This is a genomic window from Blastocatellia bacterium (assembly GCA_035275065.1).
GTDB lineage: Bacteria > Acidobacteriota > Blastocatellia > UBA7656 > UBA7656 > DATENM01.
The window spans coordinates 42,465-62,428 of the sequence record DATENM010000090.1 but is presented as its reverse complement, the minus strand read 5'-3'; the positions used below and the strand labels follow the sequence as shown (position 1 = coordinate 62,428).

20 protein-coding genes are annotated in these 19,964 nt (G+C 62.0%); 4 read left to right on the top strand and 16 right to left on the bottom strand.

Features of this window, described 5'->3' with window-relative positions; translation table 11 throughout:
- The first annotated feature begins 78 nt into the window (after positions 1-78).
- On the top strand, positions 79-1,473 hold the full coding sequence (lysA, locus tag VJ464_21040; GenBank protein HKQ07625.1) for a diaminopimelate decarboxylase: 1,395 nt from the start codon (positions 79-81) through the stop codon (positions 1,471-1,473).
- A gap of 195 nt (positions 1,474-1,668) precedes the next feature.
- Entirely contained in the window at positions 1,669-1,986 is a 318-nt protein-coding gene (locus tag VJ464_21035) for a hypothetical protein (GenBank protein HKQ07624.1), read from the top strand.
- A gap of 148 nt (positions 1,987-2,134) precedes the next feature.
- On the opposite strand, the gene VJ464_21030 is transcribed toward VJ464_21035, so the two are convergent.
- The 16 genes from VJ464_21030 to VJ464_20955 all read right to left on the bottom strand — a co-directional run bounded on the left by VJ464_21030 (position 2,135) and on the right by VJ464_20955 (position 18,680).
- Positions 2,135-3,448: a serpin family protein gene (locus tag VJ464_21030; protein ID HKQ07623.1), complete on the bottom strand. Its 1,314-nt coding sequence runs from the start codon at positions 3,446-3,448 to the stop codon at positions 2,135-2,137.
- A gap of 3 nt (positions 3,449-3,451) precedes the next feature.
- Entirely contained in the window at positions 3,452-5,221 is a 1,770-nt protein-coding gene (locus VJ464_21025; GenBank protein HKQ07622.1) for a DUF885 domain-containing protein, read from the bottom strand.
- A 112-nt stretch (positions 5,222-5,333) separates the two neighbouring features.
- Positions 5,334-5,990 carry a DedA family protein gene (locus VJ464_21020; GenBank protein ID HKQ07621.1) on the bottom strand — a complete coding sequence of 219 codons (657 nt, stop codon included), beginning with the start codon at positions 5,988-5,990 and terminating at the stop codon, positions 5,334-5,336.
- Between the two features lie 46 nt (positions 5,991-6,036).
- A complete protein-coding gene (locus tag VJ464_21015) occupies positions 6,037-8,037 on the bottom strand; it encodes a primary-amine oxidase (protein HKQ07620.1) in 2,001 nt (666 codons plus the stop codon).
- Positions 8,038-8,089: 52 nt separating this feature from the next.
- The gene (locus VJ464_21010; protein HKQ07619.1) at positions 8,090-9,238 is read right to left on the bottom strand and encodes an aminotransferase class I/II-fold pyridoxal phosphate-dependent enzyme; all 1,149 of its coding nucleotides are present in this window, start codon (positions 9,236-9,238) and stop codon (positions 8,090-8,092) included.
- Between the two features lie 111 nt (positions 9,239-9,349).
- On the bottom strand, positions 9,350-10,180 hold the full coding sequence (locus VJ464_21005) for a 2,3,4,5-tetrahydropyridine-2,6-dicarboxylate N-succinyltransferase (protein ID HKQ07618.1): 831 nt from the start codon (positions 10,178-10,180) through the stop codon (positions 9,350-9,352).
- Positions 10,181-10,197: 17 nt separating this feature from the next.
- Positions 10,198-11,088, bottom strand: coding sequence for a 4-hydroxy-tetrahydrodipicolinate synthase (gene dapA / locus VJ464_21000; GenBank protein HKQ07617.1), 891 nt, complete (start codon positions 11,086-11,088; stop codon positions 10,198-10,200).
- Complete coding sequence (locus VJ464_20995; GenBank protein HKQ07616.1) at positions 11,088-11,780, bottom strand: dihydrodipicolinate reductase C-terminal domain-containing protein; 693 nt, start codon at positions 11,778-11,780, stop codon at positions 11,088-11,090. The genes dapA and VJ464_20995 overlap by 1 nt, the downstream gene beginning before the upstream one ends.
- Positions 11,781-11,862: 82 nt before the next feature.
- Positions 11,863-12,423, bottom strand: a complete 561-nt coding sequence (locus VJ464_20990; GenBank protein HKQ07615.1) for a hypothetical protein — start codon at positions 12,421-12,423, stop codon at positions 11,863-11,865.
- A 148-nt stretch (positions 12,424-12,571) separates the two neighbouring features.
- The gene (locus tag VJ464_20985; protein HKQ07614.1) at positions 12,572-13,975 is read right to left on the bottom strand and encodes an aspartate kinase; all 1,404 of its coding nucleotides are present in this window, start codon (positions 13,973-13,975) and stop codon (positions 12,572-12,574) included.
- Between the two features lie 227 nt (positions 13,976-14,202).
- Entirely contained in the window at positions 14,203-15,258 is a 1,056-nt protein-coding gene (asd, locus tag VJ464_20980) for an aspartate-semialdehyde dehydrogenase (GenBank protein HKQ07613.1), read from the bottom strand.
- Between the two features lie 32 nt (positions 15,259-15,290).
- Positions 15,291-16,310 carry a M20/M25/M40 family metallo-hydrolase gene (locus VJ464_20975; protein HKQ07612.1) on the bottom strand — a complete coding sequence of 340 codons (1,020 nt, stop codon included), beginning with the start codon at positions 16,308-16,310 and terminating at the stop codon, positions 15,291-15,293.
- Between the two features lie 30 nt (positions 16,311-16,340).
- Complete coding sequence (locus VJ464_20970) at positions 16,341-16,955, bottom strand: thymidine kinase (protein HKQ07611.1); 615 nt, start codon at positions 16,953-16,955, stop codon at positions 16,341-16,343.
- A gap of 33 nt (positions 16,956-16,988) precedes the next feature.
- On the bottom strand, positions 16,989-17,351 hold the full coding sequence (locus tag VJ464_20965) for a hypothetical protein (GenBank protein ID HKQ07610.1): 363 nt from the start codon (positions 17,349-17,351) through the stop codon (positions 16,989-16,991).
- Between the two features lie 12 nt (positions 17,352-17,363).
- Complete coding sequence (locus VJ464_20960; GenBank protein ID HKQ07609.1) at positions 17,364-17,942, bottom strand: tetratricopeptide repeat protein; 579 nt, start codon at positions 17,940-17,942, stop codon at positions 17,364-17,366.
- Positions 17,943-18,071: 129 nt separating this feature from the next.
- Positions 18,072-18,680 (bottom strand): c-type cytochrome, encoded by a 609-nt coding sequence (locus VJ464_20955; protein HKQ07608.1) that lies wholly within the window; start codon positions 18,678-18,680, stop codon positions 18,072-18,074.
- 324 nt (positions 18,681-19,004) lie between these two features.
- On the opposite strand from VJ464_20955, the gene VJ464_20950 reads away from it, so the two are divergent.
- On the top strand, positions 19,005-19,388 hold the full coding sequence (locus VJ464_20950) for a RidA family protein (GenBank protein HKQ07607.1): 384 nt from the start codon (positions 19,005-19,007) through the stop codon (positions 19,386-19,388).
- Positions 19,389-19,403: 15 nt separating this feature from the next.
- Positions 19,404-19,958, top strand: coding sequence for a hypothetical protein (locus VJ464_20945; protein HKQ07606.1), 555 nt, complete (start codon positions 19,404-19,406; stop codon positions 19,956-19,958).
- The last annotated feature ends 6 nt before the right edge of the window (positions 19,959-19,964 follow it).

Genomic DNA, 19,964 nt, shown 5'->3' with positions numbered 1-19,964 from the left:
TCAATCGCGCATAAATTTGCTCTGCCGCGCGCCGCTCACTTACAATCACTCTTTAAATGATTATCATAAGGAGCGTTCATGGCAGAGCAATCCGCGGGCTGGCAGATCGATGGTTATCTCGAAGCGCGCGCCGGCCACCTCACCGTTGATGGCCTGGACACCGTCACGCTGATTGAGCAGTTCGGCACGCCGCTCTACGTCTTCTCCGAAAAGCGCATCGCCAATCATGTGCGCGACCTGCGCCGCGCCGTCGAAGCCGTGCATCCGCGGGTCAAGCTCTGCTATGCCTCGAAGGCGAACTCCAACATGGCCGTGCTGGCGGCGGTGCGCCGCGCCGGTGGCGACATCGAAGTCAATTCCGGCGGCGAGCTGCACAAAGCGCGCACAGTCGGCTTTCGCCCCGATCAGATCGTCTTCAACGGCGTCTCGAAGACCGACGAAGAGATCACTGCTGCGGTCGCGTATGGCATCCTCGCCATCAACATCGATTCGCTGTTCGAGCTTGAGCAGGTCGCGCGCGTCGCCCGCTCGATGGGCAAGCGCGCCAACGTTGCCCTGCGCATCGTGCCGGAAATCATCACGCGCTCGCACATCGGCTTGCAGACCGGATTGCTCGCCTCGAAGTTCGGCCTCTCGCCGGCGCAGGTCGAAGACGCGTTCCGCATCGCCTTAGAAAACCGCGACGCCATCAACCTCGCCGGCGCGCACATTCACGTCGGCTCGCAGACGCCCGACCCGCAGCCCTTCGCCCGCGCCTTTGCGGAGATGTGGCTATTCTTGCTCGACCTTTATCGCAAGACGGGCCACCGACTGACCCACATCAACATCGGCGGCGGCTTGCCGGTGAATTATTTGCAGGACTCGCCGATGGCTGCCGACATCGGCGAGCGCGAGCGCCAGATGCTGTCGGCGACGCTCGACGCCGGCGACGTGCTGCGCGCCGCGATCAATGAGGCGGTGACGGGCGACGACCGCGCCTTGTTTGAAGAGCTGACCATCGTGATGGAGCCGGGCCGCCGCATCGTCGCCGACACAGGCTTGCTGCTTACGCGGGTCTGCAATGTCAAGGAGCGGCCCGAAACCGGCGACACCTGGCTGCTCACGGACGCCGGCTATTCGCTGGCGCTATCTATGGCGATGTATAAATGGTATTACCACCTGATCTCGGCGTCGCATGCCGCCGCGGCGCACGACCGGCCTTTCAAAGTCGCCGGGCCGCTGTGCGATTCGGGCGACGTTTACTTCGATCTGGAGAAGGGCACGCGCTTGCCGAATTACCGACTGCTGCCTGCCGAAACCGCAGCCGGCGACGTGCTGGCGTTATTGAACGCCGGCGCCTATGCGCTCGATCAGGCGTCGCAGTACAATGGCCGCCCGATTCCTGGTGTGGTGTTGATTACCGAAGCCGGCGAAATACGGCTAGCGCGCCGCCGCCAGACCTACGAAGATTTGTACGCTCATGACGTTTGGTAAAGGACCGGCGCGCGCGGCGAGGTGCCGCCGCTTGCTGAATCAAAATAAATCACGGGATTGAGCGCGCGCGGCTCTGGCCGCGAAAAATCAGCAAACCACGGCGCTTGTCTGCCGGAACGCGACTTGCAATTTTCAAGCTTCTCGACCGCGTGTGGACGAAAGTCGAGCAGGCATAACTGACTTCTTCGAGGAGTGATGATGATGCGTAAACTCAGTCAACTAATCGCGAGCGGTGCCCTGGGCTTGACGCTGGCCATCGCGACGCCTTTCGCGCTGGCGCAGGACGACACCCAGAAGGCCAAGCCGACCGTCAAGGGCCAGATGAAGGAAGGCACCAAAGAGATGGGCAAGGCCGGCAAAAGCCTCGGCCATAACGTCAAGCACGGTCGCATCGTGCGCGGCGGCAAACACTTCGGCAAACACGTCTATCACGGCAGCAAGAACTACGGCAAAGGCACCGTGAAAGCCACAAAGAATACCGGCAACGCCGTCAAGAAAGCCGTTAAACCGTAACCCCGACCTGCGGTCGGAAGGCAAAAGTAAAAAGGTAAAAGGCAAAAGGTCGGCAGGGGATTAAATAAATAGCCTCAGGCTATCTATTATTCCGGCTCCGCCACTTTTGCCTTTTGCCTTTTTACTTTTGCCTTGCGGCGTAGCCGCATTATTGCGGGTCGTAGATCGAGCCCATAAACAGCACCGCGCCGCTGGTATTATCACGAATCGCGCAGAAGAATGGGCGGTCTACGACCATGCGGAAGCGTTGCAGCGCGCGGCGCATCGAGGTGGCGCGCATCTCTGTCGAAGTCACCGCCGCGGCTTCCGTGCCCTCTTCATTCACTTCGGCAAACGTCTTGTGGCGGACGGCGCTGATGAAGACGCGCGGGCCGCCCGCCTCCATCATCTCGGAAAAGTTCGCGCGGCCTTCGTCAAACGCCACGCCCATCCCTAAAGCCTTGAGCGCATCGTTGAGCGTCGCTTCATAGGTGACGCGGAAGCGCGGCAAGCTGATGTCGCCCTCCGAGGTGTCGAATCCCTGCATCCACTGTTGCCAGTTGGCCTCGCTTAAATTTTTTTCAAAGGCCGCGAGGCTCGATTGTTGCGCCGGCAGAAAGACATAAAAACTGACGCGCCCGCCGCCGTAAGGCAAGCTCACGGCTTGAAAGTCTTTGGTCTCCAGATACTCATAACTGCCCGACTGCGACATCATCGGCACGCGCTTACTGCCACGCGCCAGCGTGAAGTTGTCTTCTCTGGTCTTCGCCTTGTCAAAGGTTTTGGCCCACGCGCCTTTGAAGTAGATGGCGTTGATCAGGAAGAGGACTGAGCTTGGATCGATCTGGTCAACGATCTTATCGATCTTGCCGCCGGTCTTTTCGCTGACCCAGCGATTGATGATTGCAGGGGTCGCCGGGTCGTCAAAGTTCAACGGCGTCACCTGCGCGCCAAAGTAGGTTTTGTCGCGCTCGATGAAACTATCCTTGAACTCCAGGCCGCGCCGCGCCCACAGCGAGTTGGCGATTTGCAGCTTGACCTTAGCGTCCGGGCTTTCGAGCGCGGCCCGCAGGCCGGCATAGGCGCGATTGAGGTCGTCTAGGCTCAACGCCTGCGTCTCCAGAGCGCGCGCCATCGCCTCGCGGGTTTCGCCGGCGGCGCCGTTGTAAGTCATGGTCAAACAGAGGGCGATGCTCGACGGCGAGATGAAGATATTCTTTTCGGCGCTCTGCCGCGTCAGCTGTGCGTAGAGCTTGAAACCAAAGCGGGCGTTGGCCGCCGCCAGTCGCGGGTCGAGATTGCCGCCCGCCGGTTGCTGTGAATTGTCCATAGCTGGCTCGCTTGCGCTCGCCGTGTTGCTGTTGGCGGGCGGGTCGTTAGTGACATCCGAATGGCTGACGCCGGCGCAGCCAATCAGCGCCAGCAGCAGCCCCGCGGTTACGGCTCGCGGCAACCGGCGTTTTGACGATAGAGGCGCGATCATTGCTTACTCCTTTCGCTTCTCGGCGGCAATCCAGTCGCTCAAGCGCCGGTCGAGCAGGTCGAGCGGCAGCGGCCCGTCGTCGAGAATGGCGTTATGGAACTTTCTAACGTCGAAGCGCGCCCCGAGTTCCCGCGCGGCGCGCGCCCGCAGTTCCTTGATCTTCAGCTCGCCGAGCTTGTAGGCGAGCGCCTGGCCGGGCCAGACGATGTAGCGGTCAACCTCAACGACGATGTCGTTCTCGGTCTTCGCGGTGTTCGCTTTCATGAAGTTGATGGCCTGCTCGCGCGTCCAGCCCATAGCGTGCATCCCCGTGTCGACGACCAGCCGGCAGGCGCGCCACATCTCGTACGTCAGCTGCCCGAACTTCGAGTAGGGGTCGGCGTAGAAGCCCATCTCGCCGCCCAGAGATTCGGCGTACAGCGCCCAGCCCTCGACGTAAGCCGTATAGCCCGCATTGCGCCGGAACTCGGGCAGGCCCTTCAGCTCCTGGGCGCGCGAGATTTGCAGGTGGTGGCCGGGCACAGACTCGTGCAGCGTCAGCGCCTCCATCTCGTAACGCGGCCGCGTGTCGAGCTTGTAGGTGTTGATCATGTAGATGCCGGCGCGCGCCCCCGATGCGCCCGGCTGGTAGTAAGCGGTCGTCTGCGCCGGTGCCTCATAATCAGGAATAACACGGATGCCGTAAGAGTTGCGCGGCAGCTCGGCAAAGAGCTTCGGCAGCTCGCCATCGGCGCGCTTGGCGATCAGCGCATAGCCGGCAATCAGGTCGTCGGCGCTGCCGTAATAAAACCGCGGGTCTGTGCGCAGGAAGGTTAGGAATTCCTGGAATGTCCTCTTGAAGCCGACGCCGCGGATGATGGCTTCCATCTCGCCGCGGATGCGCGCGACCTCTCTGACGCCGATCTCGTGAATCTCTTTCGCGGTCAGGTCGGTCGTCGTGTGGCGGCGGATGGAATGTTGGTAATAAGCCGCGCCATCCGGCAGGCTCGACGCGCCGATGTCCTTGCGGGCCGCCGGCAGGTAATCATTCTTCACGAACGCCAGGAGCTTCTGCATGGCCGGCGTGAACGAATCGTTGACCGCTTGACGGCCCGCCGCCACGAGCCGCATGCGCTCGGCGGCGGGCAGGTCGGCAGGGAAATTCTTGAACGGCGCGAAAGCGGGGCTTGCGGCCGGGTCGGCGGCGATCTGTCCCTCGATCTGCGCCGGCAGCGAGCGCAGTGGGACGGCTGGCTGTACCCAGCCGCTCGCGATGCCGCGCCGCATCAGCGCGATGAGCTGGTCAATCTGGCGCGGCAGGGCGGCGAGGCGCGCCAGGTAATCGGCATAATCCTTCGCATTGCGAAAGGGCGTGCTGCCGACGAGCTGGCCGAAGAGGATTTGTACGCCGTTCATCTGATCCACCGGCATAAGCTCGGTCGGGAAGCGTGCGCCTTCGACACTGAGACGCTTGTCGCGCAGGAAGAGATCGTAAGAGATGACGTCCTGGCCGGCGAGCTTGGCGCGGTCGATCTTCTGGATGCGGTCGAGCATCTCGCGGTCGTGGGCCTTGTTGCGCGCCAGGGCCTCGGGCGAGTAGTCGGTGAGGCGGTCGTTGTAGCGGTCGTCGCCCAGCAGCGTCGCCATCTCCGGGAACTGCTTGAGGCCCCACTGCCAATCTTCATCAAACAGCGCGTGGAGCTTCTTGGCTTCGTCGCCGGGCGTCACGACCTGCGCCAGTGCGAAGGAGGCGCCAAAGAGTAGGAGCGAGATGAAAGCGGTGTTGCGGGTCACGTGTCCTCCCGATGGGTGAGGCGGCGCGGGCGGCCCGTACCTCTCACAAGGATTCTATGGCCGGGGGGTGCCGCGGGTCAAAGAAGGCGTTGTGAGGCGTGGGTCGCCTGGCTCAGTCGGCGTCGCTGGCCGCGGCGCGCTCGACTTCAGCGCGCCTGGCTTCGGCAATCCGCTTGCGCCGTTTGTACAGTTGGAAGCCGACGATCAGGACGACGACAGCGCCGGCCATCACGAAGCCCGCGCCCTTGATGTACTGCTCAAGCAGGTCCCAGCTCTTGCCGAAGAAGTAGCCGAGCAGCGTCATCACCACCGCCCACGAGATGGCGCCGAGCACGTTGAAGATGAAAAACGTCCGCCAGCGCATGTGCGACGCGCCGGCAAACAGCGCCGTGAAGACGCGAAAGCCGGTGATGAAGCGCGCCACCAGCACGGTCTTATCGCCGTGCGAGGCGAAATATTTTTCCATCGCGACAAAGCGCGTCTCGGTCAGCATCACAAAGCGCCCATACTTGATCAGCACGCCGCGCCCGACCCGGTGGCCGACCCAGTAGCCGCAGTTGTCGCCGAGGACCGCGCCGGCGGTGGCAATCAGCATGACCAGCGGCATTGAAAAATCGCCCTCGCTGGCAAAGAAACCGGCGGCCAGCAGAATCGTTTCGCCGGGCACCGGCAGGCCGGCATTCTCTAGCATCACGCCGAAGAAGACGATCCAATAGCCGTAGCTCTTGAATAGTCCCAGCAGCGTGTCGAGTAAGCTCATCTGGTTCATGCGCAATCAATCCGCGAGCGACTAACATCATAGCATTGCCGCGCGATTATTGATTGGCCGCAGGCTTGGGGACGTCGAGCGCCGGGTTGCGGGCGAAGAAGCCCGCCGGCATGAGCTTGAAGCCGGCGCGGTGACAGGTCATGACGGGCCACTCTTCGGGGCGCGGGATGTGCGTGACGCCGAGCGTGTACCACAGCACCAAATCCTGATTGTCAATCGGGCGATTGGCCGCCGTCCACTTCGGCAAGCCCTCGCCGCCCATGCTCTGATTGATGTAATCACCGGCAGCGAATTGCTCGTCCTGTTTATAAGGCGTCGCCCAGAGGTGTGCGTTGAGGAAGCCTGCACGCTTGCGCACGCTTGATGTCGGCGCGGCGTATGGCACCGCGTTTTCGCCAGGGAAGAGAATGTACCCGGTCGGCTCGCCTAGCTGGTTCTTCACCGCCGGGTTGATCACTTTCCACTTGCGGCTCGTCGCCATGCTCATCTGTCGTTGCGCGGCGCGCTCTGTAAGCAGAGGGGTCTCGATCATGGTGAAGGAATTGTTATGCGGGTTCTGCGGCCCGGCCGCCGACGCCTGCGTGTTCATCTCGACCAGGCGATTGTTTGCGCCGTCAACGTCCATGTCGAGCCTGAAGTTGAAGAAGTGCTGATGGTGTACGGCCTCGACACCCGGCGCGACTTTGTGCCCGTGGCCTTCGCCGTTGTGGGCCGGGTGGTTCTCGGTTTCGTCAATGCCGCGCGCCGCCATGATGCCGGTCAACTGCACTTCCATCTCGAGCGAGCCATCCTGATGAAATATCCAGTTAAACCCGTATTCGTAATTGCCGACGTTGGCGAACCACGCGAGCACCAGATCGCGCGCCCGCCGCGATTCATTATGCATAAACGGAAACGATGAGTAATCGGCATGCTTCCACAGCACGCCGCCGTCGCGTTCGTAGAGCGCCACGGCGCGCTTGACCGGCAAGACGCCGCCGCCGGTCTCGCCGGGGAAGACCGCGTCAAAGGTCACGGCGTTGTCGGGCGTGTCGGTCTGCGGCTCAAGCGACAAGGCCAGCCGCCCGATGCCGTATTCGCCTTCGTCGAACGCGTTGCGAAAGAACCATCCGGCCTGCGGGTCACCGTACGGCACGACCATCTCTGCCAGCGACGCGCGGTAGAGGATCGGGCGCACGCGGCCTTCGTCTTCGTAACCGACCGTGTGCAGCACCAGCCCTTCGCGCGGCGTCATGCTGAAACGGAAACGCCACTTCTGCCAGCGCACTTCGCTGCCATTGACTTCAAAGCTCGCGCCCTGCGGCTGAACGATCTGCAAAGGCTTCGGCGCTTCGCGCTGCTTGCCGATTGCCTGCATGTCGAGGTCGGCCTTCTGTGGCGGTATCGGCACGACGCCCGTATCCACAAGCTTGTAGACGTGTTTGGTGTTCAGGTTCACATAAGCAATGACGCCCTCAATGGGCCGTGCGTCAGCGTTCCGCGTGCCTTCGTTGTAGTAAGAGACGACGCGTGCGGTGCGCGCGCCGTTTTCGTCGGCGGTGCCGTAGAAGCCCGATGCCCACGCGTCCGCGTTTACATTCTTGAAGTCGGTGATGCCGCGCTTGCGCATGGCGGCCTGCCACTGCGGGTCGGCCTTAACGATCTGCTCCGCCATGATGAGGTCTTCGATCAGAAACGCCGGCTGCACACCCGGCGCTTCTTTCCACGACAGCAGCGCCTTCTTGTTCAGATCAACGACGGCCTCGAAGGTTTTGTTAGTGGCGCGCTCGTAGACGACCGCGAAGGCTTCGCGGCGAAAGGCGCTGCCCGGTTTGAAGGCCAACACCTCGGCCTTCGGCGGCTCGCGCAGCATGATCGTGGCGTAGCGGCTGGCATCTGTGGTTTTGCCGCCGGCCTTGAGGATTTCGACAGTCGTTAGAATCTCTTCACGACTCAGCGAATCGAGCGGGTGCGTAGGATAATCCGCCGCGCGCGCGAGCAGAGGGCAGAGAATCAGCAGCGCCAACGACAACGGCAAGCACTTGAGCGACAAGGAGCGTGATTGCATAGCAACCTCACCTATCGAGTTGGTTTTGAGAGCCCAGAGGGTGCAGCGATGATTATTCCGGCGGCGCGGCCTTGTCAAGACCGGCGGCGATGCGGCGGATGCCCTCTTCAATCAAGTGCGGCGCAATCGAGAACGACAGCCGCAGGTAGCCTTCGCCTTCCGAGCCGAAGGCCGCGCCCGGCACTGTGATGACGCGATGCTTGAGCAGGCGCATCGCCGTATCCATCGAAGGGCCAAAACTGGACACGCCGAGCATGATGTAATACGCGCCTTCGCCCTGCACGAATGGCAATTGCAGGTCGCGCTCGATGGCGCGGGCCATCACTTCGTTGCGGCGTTTTAATTCGTCGCGCATCTCGGCGGTCGCCCTTCGGCCCTCGTCGGTGAAGGCCGCCAGCGCCGCGCGCTGTGACACGCCTGACGCGCAGGTCGAAATATACTGGTGCATCACCGTGATGTGACCGATCACTTCCGCGGGGCCGACGCACCAGCCCAACCGCCAGCCGGTCATGCTCATGCTCTTCGACAGGCCGGAGATGATGATCGTCCGGTCATAGAACTCCGAGATCGTCGCGGGGCGCTCGGCAAAATAGAGCTCGCGGTAAATCTCGTCGGCGATAACGTAGGCGTTTGTGCCGCGCAAACGCTCGGCGATGAATCGCAAGTCGGCGGCGGCGATCACGCGGCTCGTCGGGTTGGATGGCGATAGCAAGATAACGAGCTTCGTCTTCTCGCTAACCGCGGCGGCAAAAATTTCGCGGTCGAACATGAAGCCGCGCGCCGCGGGCATTCGGTAGTAAGTCGCCCGCGCCCCCGCCAACTCAACAATCGGCGGATAGGCGAGATAGCAGGGGTCGGGCAGCAGCACCTCATCGCCCGGCCCGGCAATCGTCATCACCGTGGCAAACAGCGCCTCTTCGGTGCCGTTCATCACGCAGACCTGATCGGCCGTAAACGGCGCGCGCGCCCCTTCGCTGTGATAAGCGGCGATCTGCTCGCGCAATGGCAGGATGCCGGCGTTCGGCGTGTAGCCGACAAAGCCCTCTTCAATAAACTCGATGGCGGCGCGGCGCGCGACCACAGGCGTCGGAAAGTCCGGCTCGCCCAGACCGAGATTGATCGAGCCCGGCGGCGCGTTGTCGTATAGCACGCGCGTCGCGCTCTTGCGGACATTCTTCAATCGCTCGGCGGGAGAAAACATAGTCAGGAGTCAGAAGTCAGGAGTCAGAAGTCAGAAGTCAGAATAAAAGTGGAAGGCGCTGCGTGCCGACTTCCTTATTCATTCTGACTTCGGTCTCCTGACTTCTGACTTCTATCTTAGAAAGTCTTCCAGGCGCACGGCGGCGTCGGTCTTCTCGTCGCGGTACTTGACGATGATGGGCGTATAGATCGCCATGCCGAACTCAGGCCCGCGGCCTTTGGTGACGGCGCGCGTGCCCGGCACGACGACCGCGCCCGCGGGGATTTCGAGCGGCGCGGCGGCGGTCTTGCGATAGAATTCGTCGCGCACCAGATCATAGACCACCGTGCCGCCCGTCAGGATCGTCCCCGGCGCAAGCACGGCGCGCTCGCGGACAATGGCGCCTTCGTAGACGCCGCAGTTGCCGCCCACCAGCACGTCGTCTTCGATAATCACCGGCATCTGGCCGATGGGTTCGAGCACGCCGCCGATCTGTGCCGCCGCCGAGATGTGGACGCGACGCCCTACCTGCGCGCACGAGCCGACCAGCGCGTGCGAATCGATCATCGTGCCTTCGTCAACATAAGCGCCGACGTTGACGTACATCGGCGGCATACAGGTGACGCCGCTGGCAATGTAACATCCGTCACGCAGCGACGAGCCGCCCGGCACCACCCTCACGCCGCTGTCCGCGGTCAGGTGTTTGAGCGGGTAAGTGTGCTTGTCATAGAAGCGGAATTGATTGTTGATCGAGAAGTTTTCTATCCGCCCCATGCGAAAGCCGAGCAGGATGCCTTGCTTGACCCAGAAGTTGACGCGCCACTCGCCGTCGCGCTTTTCGGCAGCGCGCACCTCGCCGGCATTGAGCCGCTGCTTGAATTCGTCGAACAGCGCGAAGTGCTCGTCGGTAAATTCGCCGGGCGGGTTGTCGAAGAGTTGTTGAATGCGCTCTGCCAGTTCCATCCGTTTACCCGTGTCGTTCAAACCAGTTTCAGCTCAGTCAGCACGCCGCGCAGCCTGTCTCTGGTCGCCGTCGTCACCGGCACGATGGGCAGCCGGTAGTTTTCTTTGATCTTGCCCATCATCGCCAGCGCCGCTTTGACCGGGCCGGGGCTCGCTTCGATGAAGTTGACCTTCATCAGCGACCATAGCTCGCGATTCAAGCGCCGCGCTTCTTCCCAATCATTCTCTAAGGCGGCGCGCGCCAGCGCCGTCATCTGGCGCGGCGCTTCGTTCGACGCCACCGAGATCAAGCCGACGCCGCCGACGGCGACGACCGGCAGCGTCATCGAATCATCGCCCGAAAAAACCTTGAACCCTGCCGGCGCGCGCGTGACGATCTCAGCGATCTGCGAGATGTCGCCCGACGCTTCCTTGACCCCGATGATGTTCGGCAGCTCGGCCAAACGGATGAGCGTGTCAGGCAGCAGGTTGACGTTGGTGCGCGGCGGCACGTTATAGACGATGATCGGCAACGCGGTCGCTTCGGCGATGGCGCGATAGTGCTGATAGAGCCCTTCCTGCGTCGGCTTGTTGTAGTAAGGCGTGACCGAGAGCAGCCCGCGCGCGCCGAGGCGCTCGTATTCTTGCGCCAGCTCGATGACGTGCGCCGTGTTGTTGCCGCCGGCGCCGGCCACCACCTGCACGCGGCCCTGCGCCGTCTGCAAGACGATCTCGACGACGCGCCGCATCTCGTCATCGCCGAGCGTCGCGCTTTCGCCGGTCGTGCCGCAGGGCACCAGAAAGTCTATGCCTTCGGCAATCTGCCATTCGACCAGCGCCCGCAGAGCGGCTTCGTCAACTGTGCGGTCTTCATTAAATGGCGTGACGAGCGCCGTGCCGCAACCGTTCAAGTTGGCCATCTCTAACATTATGACTCATCTCTTTCTTTAAGCTGTTCGGCGATGATTTCAGAAAACTCGTAAAAGCCGCGGCGCGGGGCGATCCACTCGGCGGCGACGATGGCGCCATCGGCAAAGCCTGCGCGGCTGCGCGCCGTGTGGGTGATCGCCAGGGTGTCGGCTTCGGAGTCAAAGCCGACGGTGTGCGTGCCGGGAATGAAGCCTGCGCGCAGACTGGCGACCGGCACGTCACGCTTCGTTTCGGCTTCGACTTCGCGCTTCAGGAAGATCGCCGTGCCTGATGGCGCGTCTTTCTTAAACTGGTGATGCGCCTCGGTGAGAAACGGCTCGTGTGAGTTGAAGCGGCTAAACAGGCGAGCGCTGTAGCGGGCGATCTTGAACATCAGGTTGACGGCGATGGAAAAGTTCGAGCCGTAGACGAAACCGACCTGCCCCATGTCTACGATGCGGCGCACCTCTTCGATGCGGTCATACCAGCCGGTGGTGCCGACGACCATCGCCCGCCCGGCAGCCGCGACCCGTTTGATGTTATCGATCACCGCCGCCGGTTCAGAGAAATCGATGCACACGTCGGCGTCTTCGAGCCGCCCGCGCGAGCCGGCCAGCGGATCAATGACGCAGACGACTTCGATCTGCCGGCGGCTGGCCGCCTCTTCAACCATCCGCCCCATCTTGCCGTAACCGAGCAACGCGATTTTCATAGTGACAAGTGACAAGTGACAAGTGACAAGAAGTGGCCGAGTGGTGCGTCTTGGCACTCGTCACTTGTCACTTGTCACCGCCCTAGAAGACGCATTCCGTGTTGACCGCCAGGCGCTGAATCTCGGCGCGCGACGGCTGATAGATGATCGTTTCCACCGTGTCGTCGCCGCGGCGCATGCGGTAGGCGATGCCGGCGTCATTGACCAGATAATAATAGCCAGGCGTCTGCTGCTCCTTGCACACTCTGAAGCTGGCAGCGAGTTTCAGGTCGGCGCGCTCGATGCGACCGAGCGGCGTGAAATAGATCGTGAAGAGCTTGCCATGCAGGGTGCGCGGCGCGCGGTACATTTTAGCAAGGCTCGGCGTCAGGAACGAGAAGGTCACTTCGCCGCCATCCACTTTGTAAGGCCCGCCGACCGGCGCATTCGACAGGTCAGCGTCCGTGCCGACCAGTTGCGCGACCTCGCCGGCGGAAGACTGCAACGGCGTCAGGCCGCGCCAGGTGTTTTTGACTACGGGTGCCGGGGCGCTCGGCTTGACGCTGCGCGGCGGCGATTTGAGCCGCGCCGACTGCGCCGCGCTCGATAGCGCCAGCAAACCCGTCACCATTAAGACAATCAGTATTCTTGTTTTCCTCAGCATACACATACGACATTCAACCATTGGGACGACCGGAGAAAATAAAATCAACCGACGGTGATTATAACGCATCGGGCATGCACGGTGCCCGATCAATCATACCGAACCGCAGATGATCAGCCAAACCATGATATGGAGCGATGGCCGGTCACTATTCAAACACCTGCGGGTCGGGAGAGGCGAAAAAGACCTTGTGCAAGCGCGCAATCACCTCGGCGACGGCGGCTTCGGCGACGACCAGATTCATGCTGATGGGCGACGAGCCGTGCAGGATGACGCCGATTTCGGTTTCGTCAATGGCCGCAAAGACGCGGCTCGCAAGCCGCGTGTCGGCGCGCAACTCTTCGCCGACCAGTGAAACGATGGCGCAGTCGCGGTCGAGGCTTACGGTCGCGAACCTGCCGATCTCTTCAAGCAGATCGCGCTGGCGCGCTTCGGTCAATTCGCGCCCGTCAACCGCCGCGGCGACGCTCGAAGCCGAGACGCCGACCAGCAGCGGACGGGCCGCGTGCCGGGTCAGCGCATTGAGCAGCGTCTTCAGGAAATCTTCCGGCGCGACCGCCCGCGTGTCGTTGCTGATGCTCTCGCCTTGCGCATGGATAACCGTGATGGGCCGCTTGTAGGCGATGGACTTGATCAGGTTGGCGCAGCGCGGCGCGGTCGCATTGATGGCGGTGCCGGTCGCCTCAGGCTGCTTCGAGTTATAGATGTGGACGGGGATGTTCTGCCGCGCCGCCGGATGAATGGCTTTCGGGTGCAGCACCTTGGCGCCAAAGTAAGTCAGATCGGCGGCCTCCGCGAACGTGCAAGCCTTGACCGTGCGCGCCTCGGCAAAGATGCGCGGGTCGGTGGTCATCAAGCCTGAAACGTCTTTCCAGATTTGAATGTCGTCTGCGGCGAGCGCCGCGCCGACGACTGCCGCCGTGTAATCCGAGCCTTCAAAGCCGAGCGTTGTCGTCGCGCCTTCGCGGGTCGCGCCGATGAAGCCTTGAATGACCGCGACCTCGCCCCGTTCGATGACCGGTTGAATGACCTCGCGCGCCTTCGCGTTGGTGATGTCGAACAGCGGCGATGCGCCGCCGAAGCGATCATCGGTGATCATGAAGTCGCGCGCGTCGAGCAAGCGCGCCGGCACGCCGCGCTCGGCCAAAGCGTCTGCGACGATTGCCGACGACAACAGCTCGCCGTACGAGAGAATCTTGTCGAGCCCGCGCGGCGGCACTTCGCCGAGGATGGCCAGCCCTTCGAGCAGTTTTTTCAGCTCGTCGAAATGGCGATCAATGATCGAGAAGACGGCGCGCTCAGCAGACGACCTCACGAGCGCGCGGGCTTCGCTCAGGTGGCGAGTCTTCAGGTCGGCGACGATGGCAAGCGTCGTGCGAGCGTCGCCCGCGGCGCTGGCTTCGGCGGCCTGCAAGAGCTTGCGCGTCGTCTTGCCCATTGCCGAGACGACGACGACGGGCCGCTGCTGCAATCGCGCCCGAATGATTTCCGTAACCCGCTCGACGGACGCGGCATCTTCGACCGAAGTGCCGCCGAATTTCATCACAATCATGGTGTAATCCAAAGGAGGCAGGAAGCAGGAGGCAGGAGGCAGGCAGTTGATCTGCAAGCTCCGTTAGGAGTGCGATGTTTATAGTTACCGCCCCCCTAAAGGATGCAAGCTCCGTAGGAGCGCAATGTCAAGATTTCGCCCCTACGGGGCTTCATCATTTTCGCCATCTATCACTATAAACATTGCGTCCCTGCCGGGACTGCCTCCTGCCTCCTGCTTCCTGCCTCCTAATCAAGATAGCCTTGCACCTTCATCAGCTCGGCGTTGAGGATGGCCGCGCCCGCCGCACCGCGAATCGTGTTGTGCGACAGCACGACGAAGCGCAGGTCGAAGACCGGGCACGGGCGCAGGCGACCGACGACGGCGCTCATGCCATTGCCGGCGTCGCGGTCAAAGCGCGGCTGCGGACGGTCGCGCTCGCTCATCACGATCACCGGGTGCTCAGGCGCAAACGGCAACCGCAGCTCTTGCGGCAGGGAAGTGAATTCGGCGAGCACGCGCGTGACTTCTTCGATTGACGGTTTCTTTTCAAACTCGACCGACACGCACTCGCTGTGACCGTCTTCGACGGCGACGCGATTGACGTGCGCGCTGATTTTGCAATCGAGCATCTCGACGTGGTCGCCGGCAAGCCGGCCCATGATCTTGCGCGGCTCGGTTTCGATCTTGTCTTCTTCGCTGCCGCCGATGAACGGAATGATGTTGCCGACGATATCTGTGGCCGACACGCCGGGATAGCCCGCGCCCGACAACGCTTGCAGGGTGACGACGACGGCGCGCTTGATGCCGAAGGCGCGGTCGAGCGGCGCAAACGGCATCACCAGCCCGATGGTCGAACAGTTGGGATTCGTAACGATGGCCCCCGACCAGTTGCGGCGCGCGCGCTGCGTTTTGATCAGGCCGAGGTGGTCGGGATTGACTTCGGGGATCAGCAGCGGCACGTCTTCGTCCATGCGATGGTTCTTCGAGTTGCTGACGACAATGTAACCGGCGCGCGCGAAGTTCTCTTCGACTTCGCCTGCAACCGACGAGTCGAGCCCTGAAAAGACGACACGAGTGTCGAGCGTCGGCTCGCACGGCTTGACCACGCGGTCTTTGACCCGGTCAGGGATGGGCGTGTATTGCCGCCAGAGCGTCGCGTCTTTATAAGGCTTGCCGGCAGAGCGGTCAGAGGCCGCCAGCTCGGTCAGCTCGAACCACGGATGATTCTCTAATAGCTTAACGAATTTCTGTCCGACGGCGCCGGTCGCGCCGAGCACGCCGACGGGTATTTTGTTCGCCATGAGTGACTCCCCAAAGTGTGCGCCCGCTAGATTCAAGCCGGTCGCGCGCCGTCCGCGATTCTCGCTCGTAGCGTCGTGACTATCGCTGTGTAAACGTCCACGGCGCGCAATAGCTCTGACTTTGAAATTCTCTCATGCTCGGTGTGCGCGTCAAGTATCGAGCCGGGGCCGAACAGCAGCGGCTTGCCCCAGTTACTGAGCAGCGGAATGTCTGTGGTGAAGGCGACGACTTCGGTCTCGAAGCCTTCAAGCGCCTCCATAAACACCGCATCACAGGCGAAGCTGTAAGCGATCTCGGCCCGCCCGTTGACCGTCGCTTCAAACAACCGCTTGACCGTCGCGGCATCGGTGACGATGCGAAAGAGCAATTCGGCTTCGGCTTCGGGCGCGATGACGTTCGTAGCGACGCCGCCACGGATGATGCCGATGTTCAACGTCGTAGGGCCGAGCCTCGCATCGGTCGGTAATTCAAGGCGGCGCAGGTCGGCGAGAATGTCGAGCAGCTTATCAATCGCGGACTCGCCAATGTGCGGATAGGCCGAATGCGCGGCGCGCCCTACGGCCTTTAAAGCGGCTCTGAGAGCCCCTTTCGAGCCGAGCGCCAGGCGCGATTCGGTCGGCTCGCCGTTAATCAGATAGCGCGAGCGATTGGCGATCTGGTTGGCGGCGCGCGCCCCGGCGCTGCCGGCCTCTTCACCAACGACAAGCAGCAGCCCGAAGTCCGTACCACCCGCGGCAAGCAATTGCTCGGCGGCTTTGACCATCGCCGCAATGATCCCTTTGGCGTCGCAGGCACCGCGCCCGTAGATGGCTTGCTCGTCTTCGCGAAACTCGACGTAAGGCGGCACGGTGTCTGTGTGCGTGGACATCACGACCCGCGGCTCGCCGTGGCGGGCATAGAGGTTCGGGCGGTTGGCTTCGGCTTCCTGCAATTCGACCTTGAAGCCCATGCGGCTCAGGTAGTCGGCCAGGAATTCGGCCACGGCTTTTTCCTCGCCGCTGATGGATGGAATCTCGATCAGCCGGCGGGTCAACTCGAATACATTCATCATGTGATGATCAGGGGGCGGGCGGCGCGAGCCTTATTGAATCGCATCGCTCTGGTGCTGGAAGGCGTCGTCCTTCTCCGGCGTCGGCTTGGCGATGTAAGGCTCGAAGCAGACGCGGCAGCGCGCCTCGTAAGAGATATCGCCGACTTCGATCTGCGAATTGCCACCCGAGACGCGCTGCGAATAATGCGCCGGGCCGCCGCAGCGCACGCAGACCGCATGCATCTTGGCGACGTATTCGGCCACCGACAGCAGCGCCGGCATGGGGCCGAACGGGCGGCGCATGTAATCCTGATCCAGCCCGGCGGCGATGACGCGGATGCCGGCGTCGGCCAGTTCCATACAGAGGTCTACGATGGGGTTATCGAAGAACTGCACTTCGTCAATGCCGACGACCTTGACGCCAAAGACGAGGTTGGCGCGCAGCTCGGCGGTGTTGGCGACGGCGATGGCATCGATGCCGCGGTTGTCGCGCGAGATGATGCGCTTGGCATCGAAGCGGTTATCAATGGCCGGCTTGAAGATCTGCGTGCGCTGGCGGGCGATCTCGGCGCGGCGCACGCGGCGGATCAACTCTTCGCTCTTGCCGCTGAACATGCCGCCGGCGATTACTTCGATCCAGCCGCCTCGGTGAGTCAATACGTCCATTCGTTCTCCCCTACTCTGCTGCCGTCCGCTGCTCTACGGATGATTGGAAATATGCCCTTCGACGATGCGGATGAGCGCGTTGATTCTCTCGTCCTGCTCTTTCCCCTGTTCGCGCAGCGCGGCGATCTCCTGCGTGTTTTTCTCGGCGAGCCTGCGGCTTTCTTCCATCAGCCTGCCGGTTTCTTCTTGCTGCTTTTCGATCCGCTCAAGCCGCTCATCATGACTGCGGGCCACCTCGATCAGCGCGACGAGTTGTTGGCGGCTTTCCTCAATGCGCGTATTTTGGATGCGCTCTACTTTTGGGAGTTCGGCTATCGCTTCGCGAAGATTTGCTTGTAATTCAACGAGGGCCTCTATCTTGTTGTTGATTCGCCGTTCTAATTCGTCATTGCTCATTTTCGCCTCGCTTCAATTCAGCTTGCTCTGCAATCGTCTGAGGGCGCGCGCCGCCAGCACGTACTGCGGATTCAACTGAAGCGCCGCCTGATAATGATCGAGCGCGTCGTAATAGCGGCGCTCGGCTTCATAGACCCGACCGAGATTGAAGTGCGGATAAAAGCTGGCTTCATAACGCGGCGCCGTGAGCGCGCGCCGCAACCAGGGCAGCGCCCCTCTCAGGTCGCCTCTCTCAATCAGGTAAGCGCCGATGTCGTTATACGGATTTCCGAAGTCGGGGTCAACCTCAATCGCCCGATGGCATTCGGCAATCGCTTCGTCGGTCAGCCCCATGAAACTGTACGTCCATCCCAGGAAGGTGTGCGCCTCGGCAGTCGGGCGCGCCGCAAGCGATTGTCTGTAAAGCTCGGCGGCCTCGTCCAGCTCGCCGCGCATCTGCGCTTCGTAAGCCGCCTGGAACAAGCGCAAAGCCTCGCGCTTGGCGGCCTCTTCGTCGGCGCTCAGGTATTCGGCGCGACCGAAAGGCATGTCGCCGATGCCGGTTTCGAGCGCCACCAGCCGGCGGCCCTCGGTTAAAGGTGTCTGTGACATAAGGGCTCTACATTTTGGATTTTGGATTTTGGATTAAGGGAAACGCACCCGATAGAATCTGTAGCCCTCTGCCAATCTAAAATCCAAAATCGCCGGCGCGAAGCGCCAAGCCATGAAAATCCAAAATTCCTACTGCGCTGGTCGCTGCTGGCCGCGATGGCAGGTGTAACAACTGACGCGCGCCGCGCCGATCTTGGCGTTGGCGTCCCTGACCAGAGCGATCATCTTGCGCGCCGTCTGCTTCTCCGGCTTGTCGTCTTTCTCGAACTGGTCTTTGATGTGACAGAAGGTGCAGTCAACGCCGAGCGAATCTTTGAAAGCGAACATGATCTTCATCAAGCGTTCGGCGGGCAGCCCCTTGAGCATCTGGATGTTTTTATACTTTTGCTCGGTGCGCTCTTCTTTGTTGCCGGCAGGCAGCGGGTCGAGTGACGGCAGCGACACGCTGGTTGCGCCGGCGTTCGAGCCGGGAGCCGCGGCAGGGGTTTCGCCCGCCGGCGCATCACTCGCGCCCGGCGGCAGCGGCCCGGCGGGGACGGTCTTGCCCGGCTCGATGGTCGGGTGATTCGGCGGCAGTTGCTGATTCGGGCCGCCGTTGACCGACAGATTGCCCCCGCTCGCGGCGACGTTCTGCTGCGAAGCGCTGGTGCCCGGATACATGGCATTGCCGACAAAGAAGCCAATGACCAGCCCGGCCACAATGCCGATCAAGCCATAGCCGACGTATTCTTTCTTCATGGCGGTTTGCTCCAGCCGCGCTGCCTGCGCCTCTGGCGCAATCTGTCGGATTGCGTCACCCCAGGCGAAATTCGATTTAATGCCCGTCGCGGCCGCGGTTTTAAATTCCGGATTGCTTGCCCTTATAATGACGGCTTCAATCGCCAACCATTTTAACACAGCAAGGAATCGAGAACGAATGCGCCCGCCGATCATGACGGACTGAAGAAACGGCGCGGCGCACCTCTTTGCCTGCCTTTCTGCGACTGGTCATGCGGCCGTGCTGAAGCTGTGGTTTCTTCTTTTGCTTTGCGATAAAATGCGGCGCGAAGGGGGGCAGTCGAGATGGAGATTAAAACCGTGTTGGCCGAAGACGCGCCGGCGCCGGGCGGGCATTACTCGCAGGCGGTCGTCTACAACGGACTGGTCTTTGTCGCCGGGCAATTGGCCATCAAGGCGAACGGCGAGCGCGTGCTCGATTCCATCGAGGCGCAGACCGAGCAAGCGATGGCCAACGTCGCCGCCATCTTGCGGGCCGCCGGTAGCGACCTGGGCCGGCTATTGAAAGTCACGATCTACATTTCGGACATCGATCTATGGGGCGCGGTCAATCAAGTCTATGCGCGGCTGATGGGCGAACATCGCCCGGCACGCGCCGTCGTGCCTGTCAAAGAGCTGCACTACGGCTTTCAGATCGAGATCGAAGCCATCGCCGCGCTGGGCGATTGACAGGAGCAGTGAAGGATGGCGGATTGGGTGAAGGACGAGCTAAAGCTCAAGGAGAATCACACCTGGCGCGCGCCCAACGGTTATCGCATCTTTGTTGCCGACCGCGGCGCGGTGCGTTTCAACATTCCCGAAGGCTGGGTCATCGAGCCGGACTCTGATTCGATCAAGTTCTACGATGCCAAACCGCCGGACGACAACTGCCGGCTCGCCTGCTCTTACCTGCGCCTGCCGCCGCAGGTGGATTGGAGCAGCCTGCCGCTCGCCGACCTCATCAACGTCGCCTTGAACGGCGATGAAAGAGGGCCGCGGCGCACAGGCGAGATCACCCACAAACAGCGCGCCGATCTGGAAGTCGCCTGGGCCGATTACACCTTCACTGACCCTGTGTTGAAGCGCCTGGCCTATACGCGGCTGTGCATCGCCCGCGGCTCGCTCATCCAGGCGCTGATTACATTCGAGTACTGGCCCGAAGACGCGGCGCGGCTGGCGGCGGTCTGGGCCGAAGTGATCCGCTCGCTGCAACTGGGCCGCTATGTCAAAGACCCGACCGTCGGCGATGTCTTGCATTAGATTCTG